We start from the raw sequence: 20,338 nt of genomic DNA on the forward strand, positions 1-20,338 counted from the left end.
GGCCCCGCCTCAGTGCCCCATGCCCCAGCCGCCGTCCACCGGCAGCACGGCCCCGGTGACGTAGGCGGCCTCCTCGGAGGCGAGGAAGCGGACCGCGGCGGCCACCTCCGCCGGCTCCGCGCCACGCCCCAGCGGCACCCTGTCCAGCACGGCCGCGCGCTGCTTCTCGTGCAGCGCCCTGGTCATGTCCGTGTCGACCATGCCCGGCGCCACCACGTTGCAGGTGACCCCGCGCGCGCCCAGTTCACGGGCGACGGACCGGGCGAAGCCGACCAGACTCGCCTTCGACGCCGCGTAGTTGGCCTGCCCGGCCGCGCCCAGCAGGCCGACCGCCGAGGAGATCAGGACGATCCGGCCCCGCCGCGCGTCGACCATCTCCTCGGCGGCCCGCCGGACCACCCGGAAGACGCCCGTCACATTGGTGTCCAGCACGTCCGTGAAGTCCTTGTCGGCCATCCGCAGCAGCAGCCGGTCCCGGGTGATGCCGGCGTTGGCCACCAGCACCTCCACCGGGCCGTGCGCCGCCTCCACCTCCTCGAACGCCCGCTCCACCTGCGCGGAGTCGGTGACGTCGCAGGTGACAGCCAAGCAGCCCGACTCTTTCAGGGCGGCCGGCGGTTCACCCGAGCGGTAAGTGATCGCGACCTTGTCCCCGGCATCGGCGAACGCCCGCGCCACGGCGAGGCCGATCCCCCGGTTCCCCCCGGTCACCAGAACCGAACGGCTCATGTCCTCCACGCACCTTTCTGCACTTCCGGCCGGTCAGGCGAGCTCGTGGACCCAGCCGAACGGGTCCGGCAGCGAACCGTCCTGAATCCCCGTCAGCTCCGCGCGCAGCCGCTCGGTGACCGGGCCGGGCGAGCCGCCGCCGATCGTCCAGTCCCCGTCCGCGCTCCGGACGAAGCCGACCGGAGTGATCATCGACGAGGTGCCGCAGGAGAACACCTCGGTCAGCGCCCCCGACTCCGCGTCGGCCCGCCACTGCTCCACACCGATCCGCCCCTCCTCGGCCCGGTGGCCGAGCCGGTCCGCCAGCGCCAGCACCGAGTCCCGGGTGACGCCCGCCAGCAGCGTCCCCGACAGCCGCGGCGTCACCAGCCGGTCGCCGTAGACGAAGAAGAGGTTGCTGGTGCCCATCTCGTCCACCCAGCGGCGTTCCGCCGAGTCCAGCCAGACCACCTGGTCGCAGCCCATCTCCCGGGCCTGCGCCTGCGCGACCAGCGTTCCCGCGTAGTTGCCGCCGCACTTGGCCTCGCCGGTGCCGCCGGGGGCCGCCCGGATGTAGTCCTGGGAGAGCCACACGGTGAGCGGCTTCGCCCCGGCCGTGAAGTAGGAGGCCGCGGGCGAGGCGATCACCATGAACCGGAAGGCGGCGGAAGGGCCGTAGAAACCGATGGCCGGCTGGGTGGCGATCATGAAGGGGCGCAGATAGAGGCTGTGCCCGGGACGGTCGGGGACCCAGTCGCGGTCGGCGCCCGCCAGCAGTTCGAGCGCCTCGACGAAGGTCTCCTCCGGCAGCGGCGGCATCGCCATCCGCGTACACGAGCGGTTCAGCCGGGCCGCGTTGGCGTACGGGCGGAACGTCACCACCGTGCCGTCCCGGCGCCGGTAGGCCTTCATGCCCTCGAAGACCTCCTGGCCGTAGTGGAACACCTGGGCCGACGGGTCGATCACCAGCGGCCCGTACGGGTGCAGCCGGGCGTCGTGCCAGCCCCGCTCCCGTGTCCAGTCGACGCTGATCATGTGGTCGGTGAACACCTCGCCGAAGGCGGGCGACTCCATCAGGGCCGCCCGCTCGGCGGCCGGCCGGCGGTCGGCGGTCTCGGTGGTGAAGCTGATCGTCATGGGTGCGCTCCGAGGCAGGAGATCCGGGGTTTCGCAGGTCACAGGGGGATGTTGGCGTGCTTGCGGGACGGCTGGTCCGTGTGCTTGGCGCGCAGCATCCGGAAGGCGCGGACGAGCAGCGCCCGGGTCTCGACGGGGTCGATCACGTCGTCGACGAGGCCGCGCTCGGCCGCGTAATAGGGGTGCATCAGCTCGGAGCGGTACTCCTTGACCAGCCGGGCCCGCAGCGCCTCCGGGTCGTCGGCCTCGGCGATCCGCCGGCGGAAGATGACGTTCGCGGCGCCCTCGGCGCCCATCACCGCGATCTCGTTGGTGGGCCAGGCGTAGGAGAGGTCGGCGCCGATCGAGCGGGAGTCCATGACGATGTACGCGCCGCCGTACGCCTTGCGCAGGATCAGCTGGACCCGCGCCACCGTCGCCTCGCAGTAGGCGTACAGCAGCTTCGCCCCGTGCCGGATCACCCCGTCGTGCTCCTGGTCCACCCCGGGCAGGAAACCCGGCACGTCCACCAGGGACAGCAGCGGGACGTTGAAGGCGTCGCAGGTCCGCACGAACCGGGCCGCCTTCTCACTGGCCTTGATGTCGAGCACCCCGGCCAGCGCGAGCGGCTGGTTGGCGACGACACCCACCACCTGCCCGCCGAGCCGGGCCAGCCCGCACACGACATTGCGCGCCCACCCCTCGTGGACCTCCAGGAAGTCGCCGTGGTCGACGATCTCCTCGATCACCCGGCGCATGTCGTACGGCAGCCGGCCCTCGGCCGGGACCAGGCCGAGGAGGGCGTCGCCCCGCCGCCCGTCCGGGTCGGAACACGGGACGGACGGCGGGTTGTGCCGGTTGTTGGACGGCAGCAGGGACAGCAGATACCGGACCTCGCCCAGACAGGTCCGCTCGTCCTCGTACACGAAATGCGCGACACCCGACAGCTCCCCGTGGACGTCGGCGCCCCCGAGATTCTCCTGGGTGACGTCCTCGCCGGTGACGGCCTTCACCACGTCGGGTCCGGTGATGAACATCTGCGAGGTGCCGCGGACCATGAACACGAAGTCGGTCAGGGCGGGGGAGTACGCCGAGCCGCCCGCGCACGGGCCCAGGATCACCGAGATCTGCGGGATCACCCCCGAGGCCCGCACATTGCGGCGGAAGATGCCGCCGTAGCCGGCCAGGGCCGAGACACCCTCCTGGATGCGCGCCCCGGCACCGTCGTTGAGCGAGACCAGGGGAGCGCCCGCCGCGATGGCCATGTCCATGATCTTCTGGATCTTCTCGGCGTGCGCCTCGCCCAGCGCCCCGCCGAAGATCCGGAAGTCGTGCGCGTACACGAACACGGTGCGGCCCTCGACCGTCCCCCAGCCCGTGATCACACCGTCCGTGTGCGGCCTGCGGTCCTCGATGCCGAAGCCGACCGCCCGGTGCCGGCGCAACTGCTCGACCTCGCTGAACGACCCCTCGTCCAGCAGCACGTCGATCCGCTCACGGGCCGTCAGCTTGCCCTTGGCGTGCTGGGCCCGGGTCGCCCGCTCGCCCGGACCGCCGCGCGCGCGTTCCCTGGTCGCGTGCAGATCGGCCACCCGCGCCAGGATGCCGGGCGGCTGCTCCGCGGAGTCCTGCCCGACCGTCATCCGTTCCCCCTCCGTCCGGCGGCCACGGAGTCGTCCAGGACGACCGCCCGGCACCGCTGCCGCTGCGCGCCCAGCCCCGCCACCTCCGCCTCCACCACGTCACCGGCCCGCAGGTACGGCTGGTCGGGGCGGCCCAGCGCGACGCCGCCGGGCGTCCCGGTCAGCACCACGTCACCGGGGTGCAGCACCATGCACTGGCTCAGGTACCAGAGCAGGTGGGACACCTCGAAGACCATGTCCGCGGTGGACCCGTCCTGCATCACCCGGCCGTTGACCCGGCAGGCCAGCCGCAGCCGGCCGGGGTCGCCCGCCTCGTCCGGGGTGACCAGGTACGGGCCCAGCGGACTGAACGACTCGAAGGACTTGCCCTTCACCCACTGCCCGCCGCGCTCCAGCAGCCAGCTGCGCTCCGAGACGTCGTTGCCGGTGGCGTACCCCGCGACATGGCCCGGCGCGGACGCCGGGTCCGGCAGGTACTGCGCGCGCCGGCCGATCACCACGGCCAGCTCGACCTCCCAGTCCGTCTTCTCCCCGCCCGGCGGCAGCAGCAGGTCGTCGTACGGGCCGACCAGCGTGGTCGGCGCCTTGCTGGACACGATCGGCTCGGCCGGCAGCTCCAGGCCCGCCTCGGCGGCGTGCGCCCGGTAGTTGAGCCCGATCGACAGCAGATGCCCGCCCGGCCGGACGGGCGGGCCGACCCGTCCGGCCGGGTCGGCCGCCGGCAGCCCGGCGCCCTCCCGCGCCAGCCGCGCCGCCGTCTCCCGCAGCGCGCCGGGGTCCAGCGCCGCACCCGTCCAGTCCGCCACCCACGCGGACACATCCCGCACGACACCGTCGGGGCCCACCGCGCAGGGCCGTTCCTCGCCCGGCGGCCCGATCCGCAGCAGCCGCATCAGCCGGCCGCCGGGGTCGGCTCGAGGTACTTCTCGAAGAAGCGGATCTCCTCGTCGGTCAGCCGCCGGGGCCGCCCGGCCCGGTAGTCGAACGGCGCCATCACGGTCGAGGCGGTGGCGTACACGGTGTCGCCGTCGCGGACCACGTAGTCGATGGCCACCGTCGCCGACTGGAGTTCGGACACCCACATCTCGATCTCCACCGGCTCGTGCCGGTGCACCAGTTGACGCCGGTAGCGGATCCGGTGCTCCACCACCACCGACCCGTCCCGGAAGAAGGCGTCGCCGTCGGTCGGAGCCATCCGGAAGATGAAGTCGACCCGCGCCTCCTCCAGATGACGCAGGAAGGAGACGTTGTTGACGACGCCGTAGACGTCCATGTCCGACCAGCGGATCGGGCAGAAGTAGCTGTGCCTCGCCATGGCGCTCAGCTCCCCTCGGCGACCGCGGCCGGTCCGAAGGCGCCGGTGAACCGCTGGAAGGCGCTCACGTAGTCGTCGGCGGCGATCGGCGCCCGCAGCAGCTGCGGCGAGAGGTTGAAACCGCCGATCAGGGCGTCGGTGTACGGCCGCAGCCGCGCGCACAGCGCGTCCGTCTCCCGGGGCAGCCGCTCCACCTGCCCGGCGGTCAGCACCCCGCGCGCCAGGTACCAGCCGGCGTCCCGGCGGATCTCGCTCAGCCCGTACAGCGCGGCCAGCAGGCCCAGCGCCGTCCGCGCGGACTCGTCCTCCAGCGCGTCGGCCGCGGCGGCGAAGCACTCCAGCGCGGTCCGCACCCCCCGGGTCCTGGCCATCTCCAGGCCGGTGTTGACGGTGTCGTTCCACGCCTCGAAGTACGTCCGGCCGCCGGAGTCGTCCGCCATGGCCGCGGCGGCCTCCCGCAGCAGCTCCGCCTCCCGGTGCCGTACCGCCGCCACCAGGAACGACAGGTCCCCCAGGTCCCGTCCCGCCGGGTCGGGGGCCGGGGCAGGACCGGCGTCTTCGCCGTCGCCGTACCGCGCGATGATCTGCCCCGCCGTGGTGGCCAGCAGCACCTGGTTGTCGCCCTCCGCGGTGACCAGGCCCTGGAGCAGCGACCCGTAGTCCGCGATCCGGTTCGCGGAGAAGATGCCCTGCGCACCGCAGCGTTCACGGCAGACGGCGACGACGTCGGTCATCTCCCAGGTGGACAGCGCCTTGGTGATCGACACCAGATGGTTCAGCTCGGCGGGGACGGCATGCGCCGCCGTGAACTCCCGCTTGGCGTGGTTGAGCAGCAGCGTCATCGCGTACGTCCGGGCCAGCGCGGTGTACAGCGCGAGCTGGTGGCTGCGGTACTCGATGACCGGCAGGTCGCCCCGGCCGGGCGCGTTGCTGAGCCGCTGGGCCGCGAACCGCAGCGCGATGTACACGCTGGCCCGGCCCGCGCCCGTCGCCGCGCTGGACACGCACAGCCGGCCGGGCAGGATGCGGCTCATCGCGCGCAGGAACCGCGTGCGCCGGTTGCCGGACGCCGGGCGGAACACGCCGTCGGCGTCGAAGCCGCCCATGTCGCCGTGGAGCAGCTGGCGGCGCGGGACCCGCACGTGGTCGAACCAGGTGAGGCCGTTGTCGAGGCCCTGCACCGGCTTCTCCGGGCACGGCGCGGCGTGCACGCCTTCGCACAGTCCCTCCCCGTCGCTGATCCGGACGAGGAACGGGTACACGCCGTGGTCCTTGCCGTCCGCCTTCAGCCGGGCCATCACCACGGCCAGCTTGGGGACGTCCTGGAACCCGCTGTAGGACATGTGCTTCTGCGCGAGGGCGTCGGGCGTGTTCAGGACGAACGTCTCGGTCGCGGGGTCGTAGACGGCCTCGGTGCGCAAGGCGGCCACGTTGTTGCCGTAGCCCAGCTCGGTGGCCATGTACGGGCTGAAGGAGTCCAGCCGGTCCAGTTCGTCGGACAGGTCCTTCAGGTCCGCCCGGTCGCCGTGCTCCACGACCGTGCCGAAGGCCAGGTTGTAGTGCACCATCAGCAGCGAGAACGTGGAGACGTCCACCAGCGACGGCCACTCGGCCAGCGCGAACAGCCGCCACGGATCGGCCAGGATCTCCCTCGGACGTTCCAGCGCGGCGTGCACGGCCCGCGAGCGTGCGTAGGCCAGCTTCCCGGCCTCGGTCATGGTCAGCCCTTCGCGGGCGTCGAAGACGGGGTCCAGCAGCAGCTCGTGCAGGTCCTGGTGCGTCTGCTCGTACCTGCCGTCGAAGAGCAGCCGGGACAGTTCGGCGGAGGCCGACGAGGTCATGTGTGGGTCCTTCGGTGGGGATCCTTCGGGGGGTGCTTCGAGGGGTGCTTCGGTGGGGTGCTTCGGTGGGGTACGAGGGGACCGGCCGGGCGTCAGGCCGAGGCGATCAGCAGGGCCGCGTTCTGGCCGCCGAAGCCGAACGAGTTGCTCAGGGCCACGTCGACGCGGGCGTGGCGCGCCGCGCCGTGCACGACGTCCACCTCCACCCGCGGATCGACCTCGGAGGTGCCCGCCGACGGCGGGATCACCCCGCGCCGCACGGTCAGCGCCGCGAACGCCGCCTCGATGGAACCGGCCGCGCCCAGTGGATGCCCGGTGACGCCCTTGGTGGAGCTCACCGGCACGTCCGGGCCGGCCACCCGGTGGATCACCCCCGCCTCGATGACGTCGTTGAGCGGGGTCGAGGTGCCGTGCGCGTTGACGTAGCCGATGTCCCGGCCGCTCAGCCCGGCGTCCGTGAGCGCCGCGCGCACCGCCAGCTCGGCGCCCTTGCCCTCCGGGTGCGGGGACGTCACATGATGCGCGTCGGCGGAGGCGCCGTACCCGATGACCCGGGCCACCGGCCGCACACCCCGGGCCCGCGCGTGCTCCTCGGACTCGAGTACGAAGACTCCGGCGCCCTCGCCGAGCACGAACCCGTCGCGGGCCGCGTCGAAGGGACGCGACGCGGTCCCCGGGTCGTCGAGCCGCCGTGACAGCGCCCGCATCCGCGCGAACGAGGACAGGTACAGCGGCGTGATCGGCGCCTCGGCGCCGCCGGCCACGACGATGTCGGCCAGCCCCGACCGCAGCAGTTCACGGCCCAGACCGATCGCGCTGGCCCCGGCCGCGCACGCCGTACAGGGCGCCGAGCACGGCCCGTTGGCCCCGATGTCGATCGCCACCTGACCGGCGGCCATGTTGAGCAGCCCCATCGGGAGGGTCATCGCGGAGATCTCCTCCGGCCCCTCCTCCAGCAGGATGCGGTGCTGTGCCTCCAGCGTGGCGGTGCCGCCGGCGCCGGAGCCCAGGATCACCGCCACCCGCGAGCTGTCCGCCCACTCGCCCGGCACGAGCCCGGCCTGCTCCAGCGCCTCGCGCGCGGCGGCGATCGCGAACTGGGAGTAGCGGTCCCACTGCCAGGCGGTGCGCCCCAGAGAGCCCGGGACGAAGCCGGGCACCCTGCACGCCATGGTCACCGGCAGGCCCGCCAGGTCGGCGTGGTGCGCGGCCGTCGGCCGGCCCTCGACCACGCGCTCCCAGCTCTCCTTGACGCCGACACCGGCGGGCGTCACCAGCCCGATGCCGGTGACGGCGGCAGCGAAGGCGGTCATCGGACCGCGACGCCCTTCTTCTCGACCAGGGCGACGATGTCGGCGACCGTGGCGATCTCCGACAGCTCCTCGTCGCTGATCACGACACCCAGGCGCTTCTTCAGCGCGGTGGCCAGCTCGAGCTGCGACAGCGAGTCCAGATCGAGGTCGTCGAAGGTCGCCTCGGGCACCACCGCCTCGGCGTCCAGATCGAAACGGGCGACGAAGACCTCGACGACGGAGTCGTGGACGGAACTCATGATGTCTCCTTCTGGAGGGTTGTAGAGAAAACGGTGGCTGCCGTCAGTCGACGGGCCACGCCTGGAGCTGCGGCCACACGAGCGTGGTCGAACCCCAGGACAGACCGGCTCCGAAGGCGGAGAGCAGCACCCGCTGGCCCGCCTTCAGATCCCCGCGGGCGGCGTAGTCGTTCAGCAGCAGCGGCACGGACGCGGCCAGGGTGTTGCCGACCCGGTCGATGTTGACCGCGACCCGCTCCCCGGGAAGCTCCAGCTCCTCCGCGACCGCGCGCACGATCCGCACGTTGGCCTGGTGGCCGGCGAACCAGTCGACGTCCGCCGCGGACCAGTCGGCGCGCTTGAGGGCCGCCCGCGCCGACTGCGTCATCCGCTCGACGGCCTGCGTGTAGAGGGGACGCCCCTCCATCCGCAGGTACCAGTCGTCCGCCGGCACCGTGTCGTGCCCCGGGCCGCCGTCGGCGGAACGCTGCCGGGAGCCGCCCGCCGCGATGGCCAGCAGGTCGGCCAGCGCGCCGTCGCTGCCGAGGTCGAACGGCCCGAGCGCGCCGGGCTCGTCCGGCTCCCCCCGGCCCAGGACGACCGCGCCCGCGCCGTCGCCGAAGATCGGCGCCGTGGCCCGGTCCCGCGGGTTCACCAGGGTCGTGAACGCCTCCGAGCCGATGAACAGCACGGTGTCGGCGGTGCCGGCGGCGATCAGACCGGAGGCGGTGGCGAGCCCGTACAGGAAGCCGCTGCACGCCGAGGTCAGGTCGAACGCGGCCAGCGGTCCCAGACCCAGCCGCGCCGCCACCTCCGGCGCGACCGCCGGGCAGAGCCGCTCGGGCGAGGTGGTCGCCACGACCACGGCGTCCACCCCGGACACCTCGGCCGACCGCAGGGCACGCGCACCGGCCTCGACGGCCAGGCTCCCCGTCGACAGGCCGCCGGAGACGAACCGCCGCTCCCGGATGCCCGTCCTGGTGCGGATCCACTCGTCGGTGGTGTCCAGCGTGCGGGAGAGGTCGTCGTTCGTGACCGTCAGGGGCGGGAGGAAGCCGCCGATTCCCCTCAGCACTGCCGTCATCGACTCACCCTCCTGAGGACCGCGGACATGGCCTTGAGCTGACGTCGAGCAAGGCTGCCCGAAGCCTCGAGTGCCGTTCAATTGGCCGTTGGTACAGGCGCCGCAGCCTGTACCAACGGCCAATTGAAGGGCTGCCGTTCCGGGTGCCAACCTCGCCGGGGTGACCACGACACCGACTGATCTCGCAGGGCTCCTCCCCGCCGGACGGGTGATCACCGACCCCTCCCGCATGGCGTCCTTCGCCCACGACGAGGCGGCGGGCGCGCCCTACGCGCTCCCGGCGGCCGTGGTGCGGCCACGCGACACCGCCGAGGTGGCGGCCGTCGTGACCTACTGCGCGCGGCACGGCGTGCCGGTGGTGGCCCGCGGCGCCGGCACCGGGCTGTCCGGCGGCGCCAACGCGGTCGAGGGCGCGGTGGTGGTGTCCTTCGCGGCGATGGACCGGGTCCTGCGCATCGACCCCGACGAACGGCTGGCCGTCGTGCAGCCCGGCGTCGTCAACGACGATCTGCGTGCCGCGTGCGCCGCCAAAGGCCTGTGGTACCCGCCCGATCCGGCCAGCGCCCCGTGGTCCACCATCGGCGGGAACGTCGCCACCAACGCGGGCGGACTGTGCTGCGTGAAGTACGGCGTCACCCGGGACTACGTGCTGGGCCTGGAGGCGGTCACCGGCCGCGGTGACGTGGTCCGGCTGGGGCGGCGCACCGCCAAGAGCTCGGCCGGGTACGGACTCGCCGGTCTGCTGGTCGGTTCCGAGGGCACCTTGGGCCTGGTCACCGAGGTCACCGTGCGGCTGCGGGGCGAGCGCGCCCCGGAGCACACCGTCGTCGGCTACTTCGCCGACCTGCCGGGCGCGGGCCGGGCCGTCGCCCGGGTGGTGGCCTCCGGTGTGGTCCCGAGCGCGCTGGAACTCGTGGACCGGTTCTCCCTGCGCGCCGTGGACGAGTGGAAGAACATGGGCCTCGCCGACGGCGGTGACGTACTGCTGCTGGCCCGCTGCGACGCGCCCGGCGCGGTCGGCGGCCAGGAGGCTGACACCGTGCTGGCCTGCTTCGAGTCGGCCGGCGCCACCTGGAGCGCGCGCTCCGCCGACCAGGCCGAGGCGGACGCCCTGTTCGCCGCCCGGCGCCTGGTCTACCCCGCGCTGGAACGCCTGGGCCTGGTGCTCAGCGAGGACGTCTGCGTCCCGCGCAGCCTCCTGCCCGAGATGCTCACCCGCCTGGAGGAGATCGCCGCGCGGCACGGCGTGCACCTCGCGACGCTGGCGCACGCCGGGGACGGGAACCTGCATCCGATGCTGGTCGTGCCGCGCGGCGACGAGCGGGAACTCGCCCGGTGCCGGGGGGTGTTCGAGGAGGTCGTGGACCAGGCGCTGGAGCTGGGGGGCACGGTCACCGGTGAGCATGGGGTGGGGCTGCTGAAGATGCGGGGGCTGACGGGGGAGCTGGGGGCGGGGGTGCTGGATCTGCACCGGGGGATCAAGAGGGTGTGGGATCCGGCGGGCATCTTGAACCCGGGCAAGGTCTTCACCGCCTGACCCCGGCCATCGGACCGGACGCTCGGTGCGATGCCCCGTCTCCTACCCTCAGCGCGCGGCTCGCGGTCTTGGGACGGCTGCTCAGACTTGCCGCCCCGGTTTGTGACTCCAGCGCGATGGGTCCGGGCGCGCGATTGTGTTGACTGCTCACCGAATCCTGCTGGACGTGCGGGTTTCGTGGACCAGGTCACGCACGGAACGGTGGTCACGTGGGCACAGAGTCAAAGACGTACCAACTGGGCATCCTGGGTGCCGGCGTCATGGGTTCGGGCATCGCGGCCCTCGCGGTCGGGCACGGGGTGTCCGTGGTCCTCGTGGACACCGATCCGGCGGCGCTGGCGCGCGCGGAGGCCGCGGTCGCCCACCAGGTGCGGCACGCCGGCCTGCTCGCGGCGCTGCCCGCCGGGCTGCCCCGGGGCGGCCTGGTCCTCAGCACCTCTCCCGAGGACCTCGCCGGTGTCACGGCCGTCGTCGAGGCCGTCACCGAGGACTTCGCCGCCAAGACGAAGGCGCTGGCCGCCGCCGCCGGGGCGGTCTCCGCCGGCACACCGCTGATGTCGAACACCTCCGGGATCCCCGTCGACGAACTCGCCGCCGGCCTGCCCCGCCCCGGCGACGTCGTCGGTACGCACTTCATGAACCCCCCGTACCTGATCAAGATGGTCGAGGTGAGCCGGGGGCCGCGCACCGCCGACGCCACCCTTACGACCACCGAGCGGCTGCTCACCCGGCTCGCGCGGCAGCCCGTGGTGGTACGCGACGCGCCCGGGTTCGTCACCAGCAGACTGCTGCACCCGATGATCAACGACGCGATCAGGGTGGTTGCCGAGGGCACGGCCTCGGCCGAGGTGGTCGACCAGCTGATGCAGGGCTGCCTGGGCTTCCCGACCGGACCGCTGCGCACCGGCGACCTGATCGGCCTCGACAACCTCGCCGACGCCCTCACCGCCCTGTACCTGCGGACCGGTGACGAACGCGGCAAGCCCTGCGCGCTGCTTCTGGAGAAGGTGCGCGTCGGCGACCTCGGACGCAAGACGGGCCGGGGATTCTACGACTACGGAGAGGGCATGAAGTGAGCGACACGGAAGCCGCCTTGGCGGACGAGGCGGAGATCTCCGCCTCGCTGACGCGCTATCTCCACGAGAGGCTGAAGGTCGCGGTGGCGCCCGACGACGACCTGTTCGCCTCCGGTCTCGCCAACTCGATGTTCGCCATGGAACTCGTCGTCCACCTCGAGCAGACGTTCGGCGTGATGATCGAGGGCCAGGAACTGAAACTCGACAACTTCCGCAGCGCCCGGTCCATGGCGGGACTCGTCACCCGGCTCCGCACGGCATGAGCGCCGCCGTCACCGTGGAGACCGGCGAACGGGCGCTGATCGCCCGGCTCGTCGGCGACCGGCCCGGAGCCTGGGACCTCGCCGGGGAGATTCCCGTGACGGTGCTGCGGGAACTGGGCCGGCAGGGCCTGCTGTGCGCCCAGGTCCCCGAGCGGTACACCGGACGCGGGTACACCAGCGAGCGCAACGGCGAGCTGACCGCGTACGTGGGCAGCCTGTGCAGTTCCCTGCGGAGCGTCATGACCTCCCAGGGCATGGCCGCGTGGACCGTCCAACGGCTCGCCGACGCCGGACAGCGCCAGGCCTACCTGCCACAGCTGGCCGCCGGCCGGCTCGCCGCGGTCGCCTTCAGCGAGAGCGGGGCGGGCAGCGACCTGTCCGCCATCGGTACCCGGATCACCGAGGACGGGGACGGGGTGGTGGTCGACGGGGCGAAGGTCTGGGTGACCGGGGCGTGCTACGCCGACCTGGTGCTGGTCGTCGGCCGGTGCGGCGACGGGGCCGGTGTCGTCGTCGTCCCCGCCGACGCGCCGGGGGTACGGATCGAGAAGGTCGCCGATCCGCTGGGCTGCCGGGCCGCCGGACACGCCGCGGTGCGGCTGGACTCCGTCCGGCTGCCGTCGTCCGCGCTGCTCGGCGGGGGCGGGCAGCCGCTGCCCCTGCTGGTCACCACGGCGCTCGCCTACGGCCGGATGTCCGTGGCGTGGGGCTGCGTCGGCATTCTGCGCGCGTGCCTGGACGCGGTCTCCGCGCACGCCCGTACCCGGCGGCAGTCCGGTAGGCCGCTGGCCGAGCACCAGCTCGTCCTCCGGCACCTGGCCGAACTGCTGGTGGCCGAACAGTCCGCGACCCGGGCCAGCGAGCATGCCAGCCGCTGCTGGGACGCCGGCGCCCCCGACCAGGTCACGGCGACCGTGCTGGCCAAGTACGTCAGTGCGGGACACGCCGTCCGGGGCGCGGCGTCGGCCGTACAGGTCCTCGCCTCGGCCGGGGCGACGGACGGTCATGTGGTGGCCCGCGCCTACCGCGACGCGAAGCTGATGGAGCTCATCGAGGGCAGCAGCGAGATCTGCCAGCTGATTCTCGGGCAGCACGCCCTGTCCCGTTGACATGGACCCAGGAACGAGGGGAGACGTGATGTCCGGCGACACGCCGCCGTTGGTGAAGTGCCTGGTGTGGGACCTCGACAACACCTTGTGGCAGGGCACGCTGCTGGAGGACGCCCAGGTCCGCTTCGACGAGGCGGTACGGGGCGTCGTGGAGCGGCTGGACGAGCGCGGCATACTCCAGTCCATCGCCAGCAAGAACGACCACGACCTCGCCTGGCGGCGGCTCGAGGAACTGGGCGTCGCCGACTACTTCGTTCTGCCGAAGATCGGCTGGCGGCCGAAGTCCGAGTCGGTCCGGCTCGTCGCGCAGGAGCTCCGGTTCGCCCACGGCGCCGTGGCGTTCGTCGACGACCAGCCGGCCGAGCGCGCCGAGGTGGCCTTCCATCTGCCCGAGGTCCGCTGCTACTCGAACGAGCAGGTCCGCTTGCTCCCGGACCTGCCGGAGTTCACCCCGGCCCGCACGACCGCCGACGCGCGCCACCGCCGTTCCCTGTACCAGGCCGGCTTTCGCAGGCAGGCCGCGCAGGACGATTTCCAGGGCCCGGACAGCGACTTCCTGCGCACCCTGGACATGGAACTGCGCGTCGGCCACGCCAGCGCCGAGGACCTGGCCCGGGTCGAGGAACTCACGTTGCGCACCAGCCAGATGAACGCGACCGGTGTGCACTATCCGGACCACGTGCTGCGCGGGCTCATCGACGACCCCCGCCACGCCGTCCTCGTCGCCGGCCTGACCGACCGGTTCGGGACGCACGGTGCGATCGGCGTGGTGCTGGTGCGGACGCAGGCGCGGGTGTGGCACCTCAAACTGCTGGCCACGTCCTGCCGGGTGGTGTCCTTCGGGATCGGCGGCGCCCTCCTCAACTGGCTGATCGGCCAGGCTCATGAGGCAGGCGTGCACCTGGTCGCCGACTTCCGCCGGACGGACCGCAACCGGATGATGGACGTCACGTACCGGCTGGCGGGTTTCACCGAGGCGGACTGTTCCTGCCTGGGACACCTCGCACCGGGTCCGCAGGACGACGGCGTCGTCCGGCTTCACCTCGTCCCGGAGCGCAGGGCGGTCCCGGACACCATCAGGCTCGTCGCCCCGTCCCACCTCGCCGGCCGCTGACGTCCTGCGGACGCCCGGTCCCTCATCGCGCCCGGCGGTGAGGGACCGCCTTCTGTGTGTGCTCACCAGGTGTCGTGGGCCGGCAGGGGGGAGTTGTCGGGATTCCAGTCGAGGGAGGTGTCCTGCTTGAGGATGCGCAGATAGAGACTCTGGAGATCCGGGCTCGGCTCGTGGCCGAGCCGTTGCACGAGCGCGATCCGGACGCGGCGGTAGAGGGCCAGGGCGTCGAGCTGCCGTCCGCATCGGTACAGGGCCACCATGCACTGGCCGGTCATGCGTGCGTGGGGGGCCCGGACCTCGGTCAGGGAGACCAGGTCGGCGACGATGTCACGATGCCTTCCGCAGGACAGCGCGATGTCGAAGATGTCCTCCAGCACCGTCTGGCGCCGGTGTTCCAGGGCGCGCAACTCGGGCCAGGACATGCCCGACTCGGCCAGGTCCTCCAGTACCGGCCCCCGGGAGAGGGCCAGGGCCGTGGTGAGGGCGCGGGTCGCCGTGACCGGGGATCCGGCGAGGTAGGCCTCCCGGGACTGGCTGATCAGGGCGAAGAACCGCGTGCAGTCGAGCCGCTCGGGGTCGACGTGCAGCGTGTAGCCGCCCTTGCCGGTGACGAGTTCCAGCCTGGCGTCGGAGACGGAGGTGCCGGACAGCAGGGCGCGGAGCTTGGCCATCGCCTTGTGCACCATCTTGCCCGCCGTCGCGGGCGGGCTGTTCCGCCACAGGGCGGTCACGAGCCGGTCGGTGCTGACGACGCGATTGGTGCGCAGAAGCAGCACCCCGAGGGCTGTGCGCTGGTGGGTTCCGGCAAGGACGATGGGGGTGTTGTTGGCTACCACTTTCAACGGACCGAGTATAAAAAAACGCATTTCTTGCTCTTTCGGCCGTAAACATCCTGATGGTTTTGAGTGCCGTAAGTATTTCTCCCTCTTGCGGCGATTCTACTTCCCGTTCATCCCCTTGCGGAAGGTTCTCACTCCGGTTACCAGCTGGTTTCGCCAGTGTTTTTCATTTACTTTACTGAGCAGTCAGTCTCATTGCGGCGGAATGATCACGAAAGTATTTCCCGGGACGTGTGAAATGGGCCGGCGCCGCTGAAGATCACCCCCGAGTGCGACGGCGCATGGTTCAGCACCCACAGCCCGATCAGCGTGGCCAGCGTGAAGACGACGGCGACGACCACGGCGAGGACGAACCGGCGCCGGCGTTCGCGGCGCCGCCACTCGCCGCGTGCCGTGCGGTAGGCGTCCGGGGCGCCCTGTATCCCCTCGGCGAAGGCGGCCAGCGCCTCGGCCAGCTCCCGCTCCGTGCGGTCCGGGCCGGTGTGGCTCATCGCCGGGCCTCCATCACCTGGGTCAGCGCGGCGAGGCCGCGCGCGGTGTGCGTCTTCACCGAACCGCCGGAGATGCCCATCGCGGCGGCGATCTCGCTCTCCTTCAGCCCGAGCCAGTGCCGCAGCACGAGCGCCTCCCGCTGCCGGGCCGGCAACTGCTGGAGCGCGCCGATCAGGACGCGCTGGTCGTCCCGGAGCAGCGCCGCGCTCTCGGCGGAGACGACGGTCTGCGCGGGCGGGCTCTCCACATGCCTGCGGGCGACCTGGAGGTGCCTTATCCGCATCCGGGTGAGATTGCAGACCGTGGAGCGCAGATAGGCCTCCGCCGCCCCGGCGTCCCTGAGCCGGCGCCACTTCCGGTAGATCTCGTAGTACGCCTCGGCCACCACGTTCTCCGGATCGTCCGCGCCGAGCAGCATGGCCAGCCGCAGCATCGAGGCGTAGTGCAGCTCGAAGAGCCGGGCGAGTTCGGACTCGCGTTCCAGCTCCGCCGGGTCGGCCGGCACAGGGGTCAGGGGCTCCACGCGCGGCTCGGGCACCGGAGCCGGGTGTCTGTGTCTCATGGCTGGTTCGCTTCCGTCTCCGGGCGCCGCCTGAGGGTCAGGCGGGACGGCAGGTCGGTCAGGTCGGCGCCGCGCGGGACGCCCAGACGTTCGAGGAGGGCGGTGCCGGCCACGGCGACCGCCAGGTTGAGCAGGAGCGCGGCGAGGCCGGCGTAGACCTCCAGCTGCCCGAAGCCGAGGGCCACGACGGAGGAGAAACCCTCGCGCACGACCAGGAGGGTCCCGGTCAGCATGCCCACGCCCCAGCCGGCGAGCAGCGCCCGGGGATGCAGCCGCCCGGTGAACAGCCCGACGGCCACGGCCGGGAAGATCTGGAGCATCCAGACCCCGCCGAGCAGCTGGAGGTTGATCGCGTCCTGGTCGCGGAGCCCGAACACGAACGCGACCGCGCCCGCCTTCGCGATGAGCGACACGGCCTTGGCGACACGGACCTGCCGTTTGGGCGTGGCCGTCGGATGCAGGTACTCGACATACACGTTGCGCACGAAGCCGGTGGCCGCCGCGATCGACAGCACGGCCGCCGGGACCAGCGCTCCGACGGTGATCGCGCCGAACACCAGCCCGGCCAGTGGCCCCGGCATCAGCTGGCCGACCAGCATCGGGACGGCCGCCTCGGCCTCGCCCGCCGGCGCCCGGACCCCGGCCGCGAGCGCCGCGACGCCGAGGAACCCGCACAGCGCCAGCAGCCCCGTCCAGGCGGGCAGCGCCACCGAGACCTTGCGCAGGGTGTCCGGTCCGTCGGCGGCGAACCCCGCCGTCAGGACGTGCGGGTACATGAGCAGGGCGAGCGCCGATCCCAGCGCGACGGTGGCGTACGCGGGCTGCTGGGACGGGGCCGGCAGCAGCGCGGAGCCGCCGATCCGCAGGGCCGCCGCGTCGAAGACGGCACCCGGGCCGCCGAGCCGCTCCAGCACCAGCCAGGTGACCGCGGTGAGCGACACGAAGACGGCCACCGCCTTGAGCGCGGAGATCACGGCGGGCGCGCGCAGCCCGTGCCGGTAGGTGGCCGTCGCCAGGCCGGCGAACAGGGCCACCATCACCAAGTCCCCCGCCGCGCCTCGCGGATACACCCCGCCGGCAGTCAGTACCGCCTGGATACCGAGCAGTTGGAGTGCGAGGTAGGGCATGGTCGCCAGGATCCCGGTCAGCGCGACCACCAGGGCCAGCGGCGGTGACCCGTACCGTCCGCGCACGAAGTCGGCGGCGGTGACGTAGCCGTGCCGGCGGGCCACCGCCCACAGCCGGCCCAGCAGCACGAAGGCGAGCGGGCAGACGAGCACCGTGTACGGCACCGCGAAGAACGCCGCCGCGCCGTTGCCGTACACCAGACCCGGTACGGCGGTGAAGGTGTACGCGGTGAAGATCGTGCCGCCCAGCAGGAACCAGGTCCACACCGGGCCCAGCCGGCGGTCGGCCAGCGCCCAGCCCTCCAGGGACGGCAGCCGGTCGCTGGGGCGCAGCCGGCGCGCGGTGACGGCCAGCAGCGACGCGCCGCCGAGCACGGCGAAGAACGCCACGGTCATGGTGGCGTCGGCCATGGGTCACCGTCCTTGGTGTGCCTGCTCCCTCGCGCAAGAGTTGCGCGGCCGGCCGCAACGGAGGACACGGAACGGGCGGGAGTTTTTTCTGGGATCCGCTGTCATCCGGTGCCGCGGGAGCGGCAACTCTTGCACGGACCGACAGCGAGCAGGAGAGGTTCGCGGGTCCGATGTCACACCCGTCGAGGTGAGGAGCCGCCATGCCCGCAACCACCCCTGAGCCGCCCGGGAAGCGGCGGACGTCCCCACGGTCGATCGCGCTGTGGATCACCGTCTCCCTGCTGGGCGCCGTCGCCTGGGGGGTGCTCGCCCTGACCAGGGGCGAGCGGATCTCCGCCGTCTGGCTGGTGGTCGCCGCGCTCGGCTCGTACGCCATCGCCTACCGGTTCTACGCGCGGTTCGTCGCCCGCCGGGTGCTCGAACCGGACGACCGCCGGGCCACCCCCGCCGAACGCCTGGAGGACGGCGTCGACTTCCAGCCGACCGACCGCCGCGTGCTGCTCGGCCATCACTTCGCCGCCATCGCCGGCGCCGGGCCCCTCGTCGGGCCGGTGCTCGCGGCACAGATGGGCTATCTGCCCGGCACGCTGTGGATCGTGGCCGGGGTGATCTTCGCCGGCGCCGTGCAGGACATGCTGGTGCTGTTCCTGTCCATGCGCCGGGACGGCAAGTCGCTCGGCCAGATGGCCCGTGAGGAGATCGGCCCGGTGGGCGGAGCCGCCGCCCTGATCGCGGTGTTCGCCATCATGATCATCCTCCTCGCGGTGCTGGCCCTGGTCGTGGTCAACGCCCTCGCGCACTCCCCATGGGGCACCTTCTCGGTCGGCATGACCATCCCGATCGCCCTGTTCATGGGCCTGTGGATGCACCGGATCCGGCCCGGCCGGGTCGTCGAGGCCAGCGTCATCGGGGTGGCGCTGCTGCTCCTGGCCATCGTCGGCGGGCGCTGGATCCAGGACTCCTCCCTGGCCCACGTCTTCACGCTCAGCCCGACCGCGCTCGTCCTGTGCCTGATCGGCTACGGCTTCGTCGCCTCCGTGCTGCCCGTGTGGATGCTGCTGGCCCCCCGCGACTACCTCTCCACCTTCATGAAGATCGGCACCATCGGGCTCCTCGCGATCGGTGTGGTCGTCGCCGCGCCGCGCCTCAAGGCGGACGCCGTCAGCGAGTTCGCGGCCTCGGGCACCGGCCCCGTCTTCGCCGGCTCCCTCTTCCCCTTCCTGTTCATCACCATCGCCTGCGGCGCCCTGTCCGGCTTCCACGCCCTGATCTCCTCCGGTACGACACCGAAGCTGATCCAGAAGGAGTCGCAGGTCCGCCTGATCGGCTACGGCGCCATGCTGATGGAGTCGTTCGTCGCGATCATGGCCCTGATCGCCGCCGCGACCCTGGAACCCGGCCTGTACTACGCGATGAACGCCCCCGCCGGACTCCTCGGCACCACCGCCGAGTCGGCGTCCCGGGCCGTCGCGGACCTCGGCTTCACCATCACCCCCGACCAGCTCACCCACGCCGCGAACGCCGTCCAGGAGAAGACGCTGATCGCCCGCAGCGGCGGCGCCCCGACCCTCGCCGTCGGCATGTCCGAGATCTTCTCCAGCGTCCTCGGCGGCGCCGGGGCGAAGGCCTTCTGGTACCACTTCGCGATCATGTTCGAGGCGCTGTTCATCCTGACCACGGTCGACGCCGGCACCCGGGTCGGCCGCTTCATGCTCCAGGACACGCTCGGCAACGTCTGGAAGCCCCTCGGCCGGGTCGACTGGAAGCCCGGCATCTGGCTGTGCAGCGCTCTGGTCGTCGCCGCCTGGGGCTACTTCCTCCACACCGGCGCCACCGACCCGCTCGGCGGGATCAACCAGCTCTATCCGCTCTTCGGCATCGCCAACCAGCTCCTCGCGGCGGTCGCCCTCACCGTCTCCACCACGGTCCTGATCAAGTCCGGGCGGCTGCGCTGGGCCTGGGTCACGGGCGTTCCGCTGGCCTGGATCACCGCGGTCACCTTCACCGCCGGCTGGCAGAAGATCTTCTCCGGCGACCCGAAGGTCGGTTTCTTCGCCCAACGGGCCCAGTACGCCGACGCCCTGTCCGCCGGAGAGATCCTCTCCCCGGCCAAGAGCATGGCCGACATGCACACCGTCGTCACCAACTCCACCGTCGACGGCGTCCTCATCGGCCTCTTCCTGGTGCTGGTCGCCGTGGTGCTCGGCAACGCGGCGGCGGTCTGCGTGCGCGCGGTACGGTCCGGCGTCCCGATGCCGACCACCGAGGCGCCGTACGTCGAGTCCCGTATCGACGTACCCGGCCCGCCCGCCGAACCGCTCGCCGGAGTCCGCCCGTGACCGTCCGGCGCTGGGCGCGCGCCGTCCACTGGTATCTGCGCGAGCTGACCGGGGAGGCGGAGTACGACCGCCACTGCCGGCGGCACCGGCGCCACCACCCCCTGGCACCTGTACCGACCCGCCGCGAGTATCAAGTGCTGCGTGCCGCCCGGCAGGAGAGCCGATCGCAGGGCCGCTGCTGCTGATCCGGTCAGGGGCCGGAGGGCGCCGCCCCTCCGGCCCCGGCCGTGC

At 72.4% G+C, this 20,338-nt stretch carries 20 protein-coding genes; 7 read left to right on the top strand and 13 right to left on the bottom strand.

All coding sequences use genetic code 11. The features are described from left to right. Positions 1 to 9: 9 nt before the first annotated feature. The 9 genes from fabG to ACYUD3_RS18505 all read right to left on the bottom strand — a co-directional run bounded on the left by fabG (position 10) and on the right by ACYUD3_RS18505 (position 9,238). Entirely contained in the window at positions 10 to 729 is a 720-nt protein-coding gene (gene fabG / locus ACYUD3_RS18465) for a 3-oxoacyl-ACP reductase FabG (protein WP_470971032.1), read from the bottom strand. 33 nt (positions 730 to 762) lie between these two features. After that, on the bottom strand, positions 763 to 1,845 hold the full coding sequence (locus ACYUD3_RS18470) for a branched-chain amino acid aminotransferase (RefSeq protein WP_470971035.1): 1,083 nt from the start codon (positions 1,843 to 1,845) through the stop codon (positions 763 to 765). 38 nt (positions 1,846 to 1,883) lie between these two features. Beyond that, on the bottom strand, positions 1,884 to 3,467 hold the full coding sequence (locus ACYUD3_RS18475) for an acyl-CoA carboxylase subunit beta (RefSeq protein ID WP_470971038.1): 1,584 nt from the start codon (positions 3,465 to 3,467) through the stop codon (positions 1,884 to 1,886). Further along, positions 3,464 to 4,360 (bottom strand): fumarylacetoacetate hydrolase family protein, encoded by an 897-nt coding sequence (locus ACYUD3_RS18480; RefSeq protein WP_470971041.1) that lies wholly within the window; start codon positions 4,358 to 4,360, stop codon positions 3,464 to 3,466. The genes ACYUD3_RS18475 and ACYUD3_RS18480 overlap by 4 nt, the downstream gene beginning before the upstream one ends. Next, complete coding sequence (locus ACYUD3_RS18485; protein WP_470971043.1) at positions 4,360 to 4,782, bottom strand: acyl-CoA thioesterase; 423 nt, start codon at positions 4,780 to 4,782, stop codon at positions 4,360 to 4,362. Before ACYUD3_RS18485 ends, ACYUD3_RS18480 begins: the two co-directional genes overlap by 1 nt. A 5-nt stretch (positions 4,783 to 4,787) precedes the next feature. After that, complete coding sequence (locus ACYUD3_RS18490) at positions 4,788 to 6,623, bottom strand: acyl-CoA dehydrogenase family protein (RefSeq protein WP_470971045.1); 1,836 nt, start codon at positions 6,621 to 6,623, stop codon at positions 4,788 to 4,790. Positions 6,624 to 6,715: 92 nt separating this feature from the next. After that, positions 6,716 to 7,936, bottom strand: a complete 1,221-nt coding sequence (locus ACYUD3_RS18495) for a beta-ketoacyl-[acyl-carrier-protein] synthase family protein (protein ID WP_470971048.1) — start codon at positions 7,934 to 7,936, stop codon at positions 6,716 to 6,718. Next, positions 7,933 to 8,175: an acyl carrier protein gene (locus tag ACYUD3_RS18500; protein ID WP_470971050.1), complete on the bottom strand. Its 243-nt coding sequence runs from the start codon at positions 8,173 to 8,175 to the stop codon at positions 7,933 to 7,935. Before ACYUD3_RS18500 ends, ACYUD3_RS18495 begins: the two co-directional genes overlap by 4 nt. A 43-nt stretch (positions 8,176 to 8,218) precedes the next feature. Next, on the bottom strand, positions 8,219 to 9,238 hold the full coding sequence (locus ACYUD3_RS18505; protein WP_470971053.1) for a beta-ketoacyl-ACP synthase III: 1,020 nt from the start codon (positions 9,236 to 9,238) through the stop codon (positions 8,219 to 8,221). 160 nt (positions 9,239 to 9,398) lie between these two features. Between ACYUD3_RS18505 and ACYUD3_RS18510 the strand changes: the two genes are divergently transcribed. The 5 genes from ACYUD3_RS18510 (at position 9,399) to ACYUD3_RS18530 (ending at position 14,337) form a co-directional block, all read left to right on the top strand. After that, positions 9,399 to 10,775, top strand: coding sequence for an FAD-binding oxidoreductase (locus ACYUD3_RS18510; RefSeq protein ID WP_470971055.1), 1,377 nt, complete (start codon positions 9,399 to 9,401; stop codon positions 10,773 to 10,775). A gap of 209 nt (positions 10,776 to 10,984) precedes the next feature. Continuing rightward, on the top strand, positions 10,985 to 11,851 hold the full coding sequence (locus ACYUD3_RS18515; protein WP_470971057.1) for a 3-hydroxyacyl-CoA dehydrogenase family protein: 867 nt from the start codon (positions 10,985 to 10,987) through the stop codon (positions 11,849 to 11,851). After that, positions 11,848 to 12,114, top strand: a complete 267-nt coding sequence (locus ACYUD3_RS18520; protein WP_470971059.1) for an acyl carrier protein — start codon at positions 11,848 to 11,850, stop codon at positions 12,112 to 12,114. The genes ACYUD3_RS18515 and ACYUD3_RS18520 overlap by 4 nt, the downstream gene beginning before the upstream one ends. Further along, a complete protein-coding gene (locus tag ACYUD3_RS18525) occupies positions 12,111 to 13,223 on the top strand; it encodes an acyl-CoA dehydrogenase family protein (RefSeq protein ID WP_470971061.1) in 1,113 nt (370 codons plus the stop codon). The genes ACYUD3_RS18520 and ACYUD3_RS18525 overlap by 4 nt, the downstream gene beginning before the upstream one ends. Positions 13,224 to 13,251: 28 nt before the next feature. Then, positions 13,252 to 14,337: an HAD-IIIC family phosphatase gene (locus tag ACYUD3_RS18530; protein ID WP_470971064.1), complete on the top strand. Its 1,086-nt coding sequence runs from the start codon at positions 13,252 to 13,254 to the stop codon at positions 14,335 to 14,337. Between the two features lie 62 nt (positions 14,338 to 14,399). Here ACYUD3_RS18530 and ACYUD3_RS18535 read toward each other — a convergent pair whose 3' ends face one another. From ACYUD3_RS18535 to ACYUD3_RS18550, 4 genes are all read right to left on the bottom strand, one after another. Next, a complete protein-coding gene (locus ACYUD3_RS18535; protein ID WP_470971955.1) occupies positions 14,400 to 15,173 on the bottom strand; it encodes an AfsR/SARP family transcriptional regulator in 774 nt (257 codons plus the stop codon). A gap of 212 nt (positions 15,174 to 15,385) precedes the next feature. Further along, the gene (locus tag ACYUD3_RS18540) at positions 15,386 to 15,667 is read right to left on the bottom strand and encodes a hypothetical protein (protein WP_470971066.1); all 282 of its coding nucleotides are present in this window, start codon (positions 15,665 to 15,667) and stop codon (positions 15,386 to 15,388) included. After that, positions 15,664 to 16,230: a sigma-70 family RNA polymerase sigma factor gene (locus tag ACYUD3_RS18545; protein ID WP_470971068.1), complete on the bottom strand. Its 567-nt coding sequence runs from the start codon at positions 16,228 to 16,230 to the stop codon at positions 15,664 to 15,666. Before ACYUD3_RS18545 ends, ACYUD3_RS18540 begins: the two co-directional genes overlap by 4 nt. Next, on the bottom strand, positions 16,227 to 17,768 hold the full coding sequence (locus tag ACYUD3_RS18550) for a sodium:solute symporter family protein (RefSeq protein WP_470971071.1): 1,542 nt from the start codon (positions 17,766 to 17,768) through the stop codon (positions 16,227 to 16,229). The genes ACYUD3_RS18545 and ACYUD3_RS18550 overlap by 4 nt, the downstream gene beginning before the upstream one ends. Before the next feature lie 200 nt (positions 17,769 to 17,968). Here ACYUD3_RS18550 and ACYUD3_RS18555 point away from each other — a divergent pair, with 200 nt between their 5' ends. Together ACYUD3_RS18555 and ACYUD3_RS18560 are read left to right on the top strand one after the other, a co-directional pair. Next, the gene (locus tag ACYUD3_RS18555; RefSeq protein WP_470971073.1) at positions 17,969 to 20,107 is read left to right on the top strand and encodes a carbon starvation CstA family protein; all 2,139 of its coding nucleotides are present in this window, start codon (positions 17,969 to 17,971) and stop codon (positions 20,105 to 20,107) included. Then, the gene (locus tag ACYUD3_RS18560) at positions 20,104 to 20,292 is read left to right on the top strand and encodes a YbdD/YjiX family protein (RefSeq protein ID WP_470971076.1); all 189 of its coding nucleotides are present in this window, start codon (positions 20,104 to 20,106) and stop codon (positions 20,290 to 20,292) included. The genes ACYUD3_RS18555 and ACYUD3_RS18560 overlap by 4 nt, the downstream gene beginning before the upstream one ends. Positions 20,293 to 20,338: the final 46 nt, after the last annotated feature.

The sequence above is a fragment of the Streptomyces sp. AMJ-169 genome (assembly GCF_055597585.1).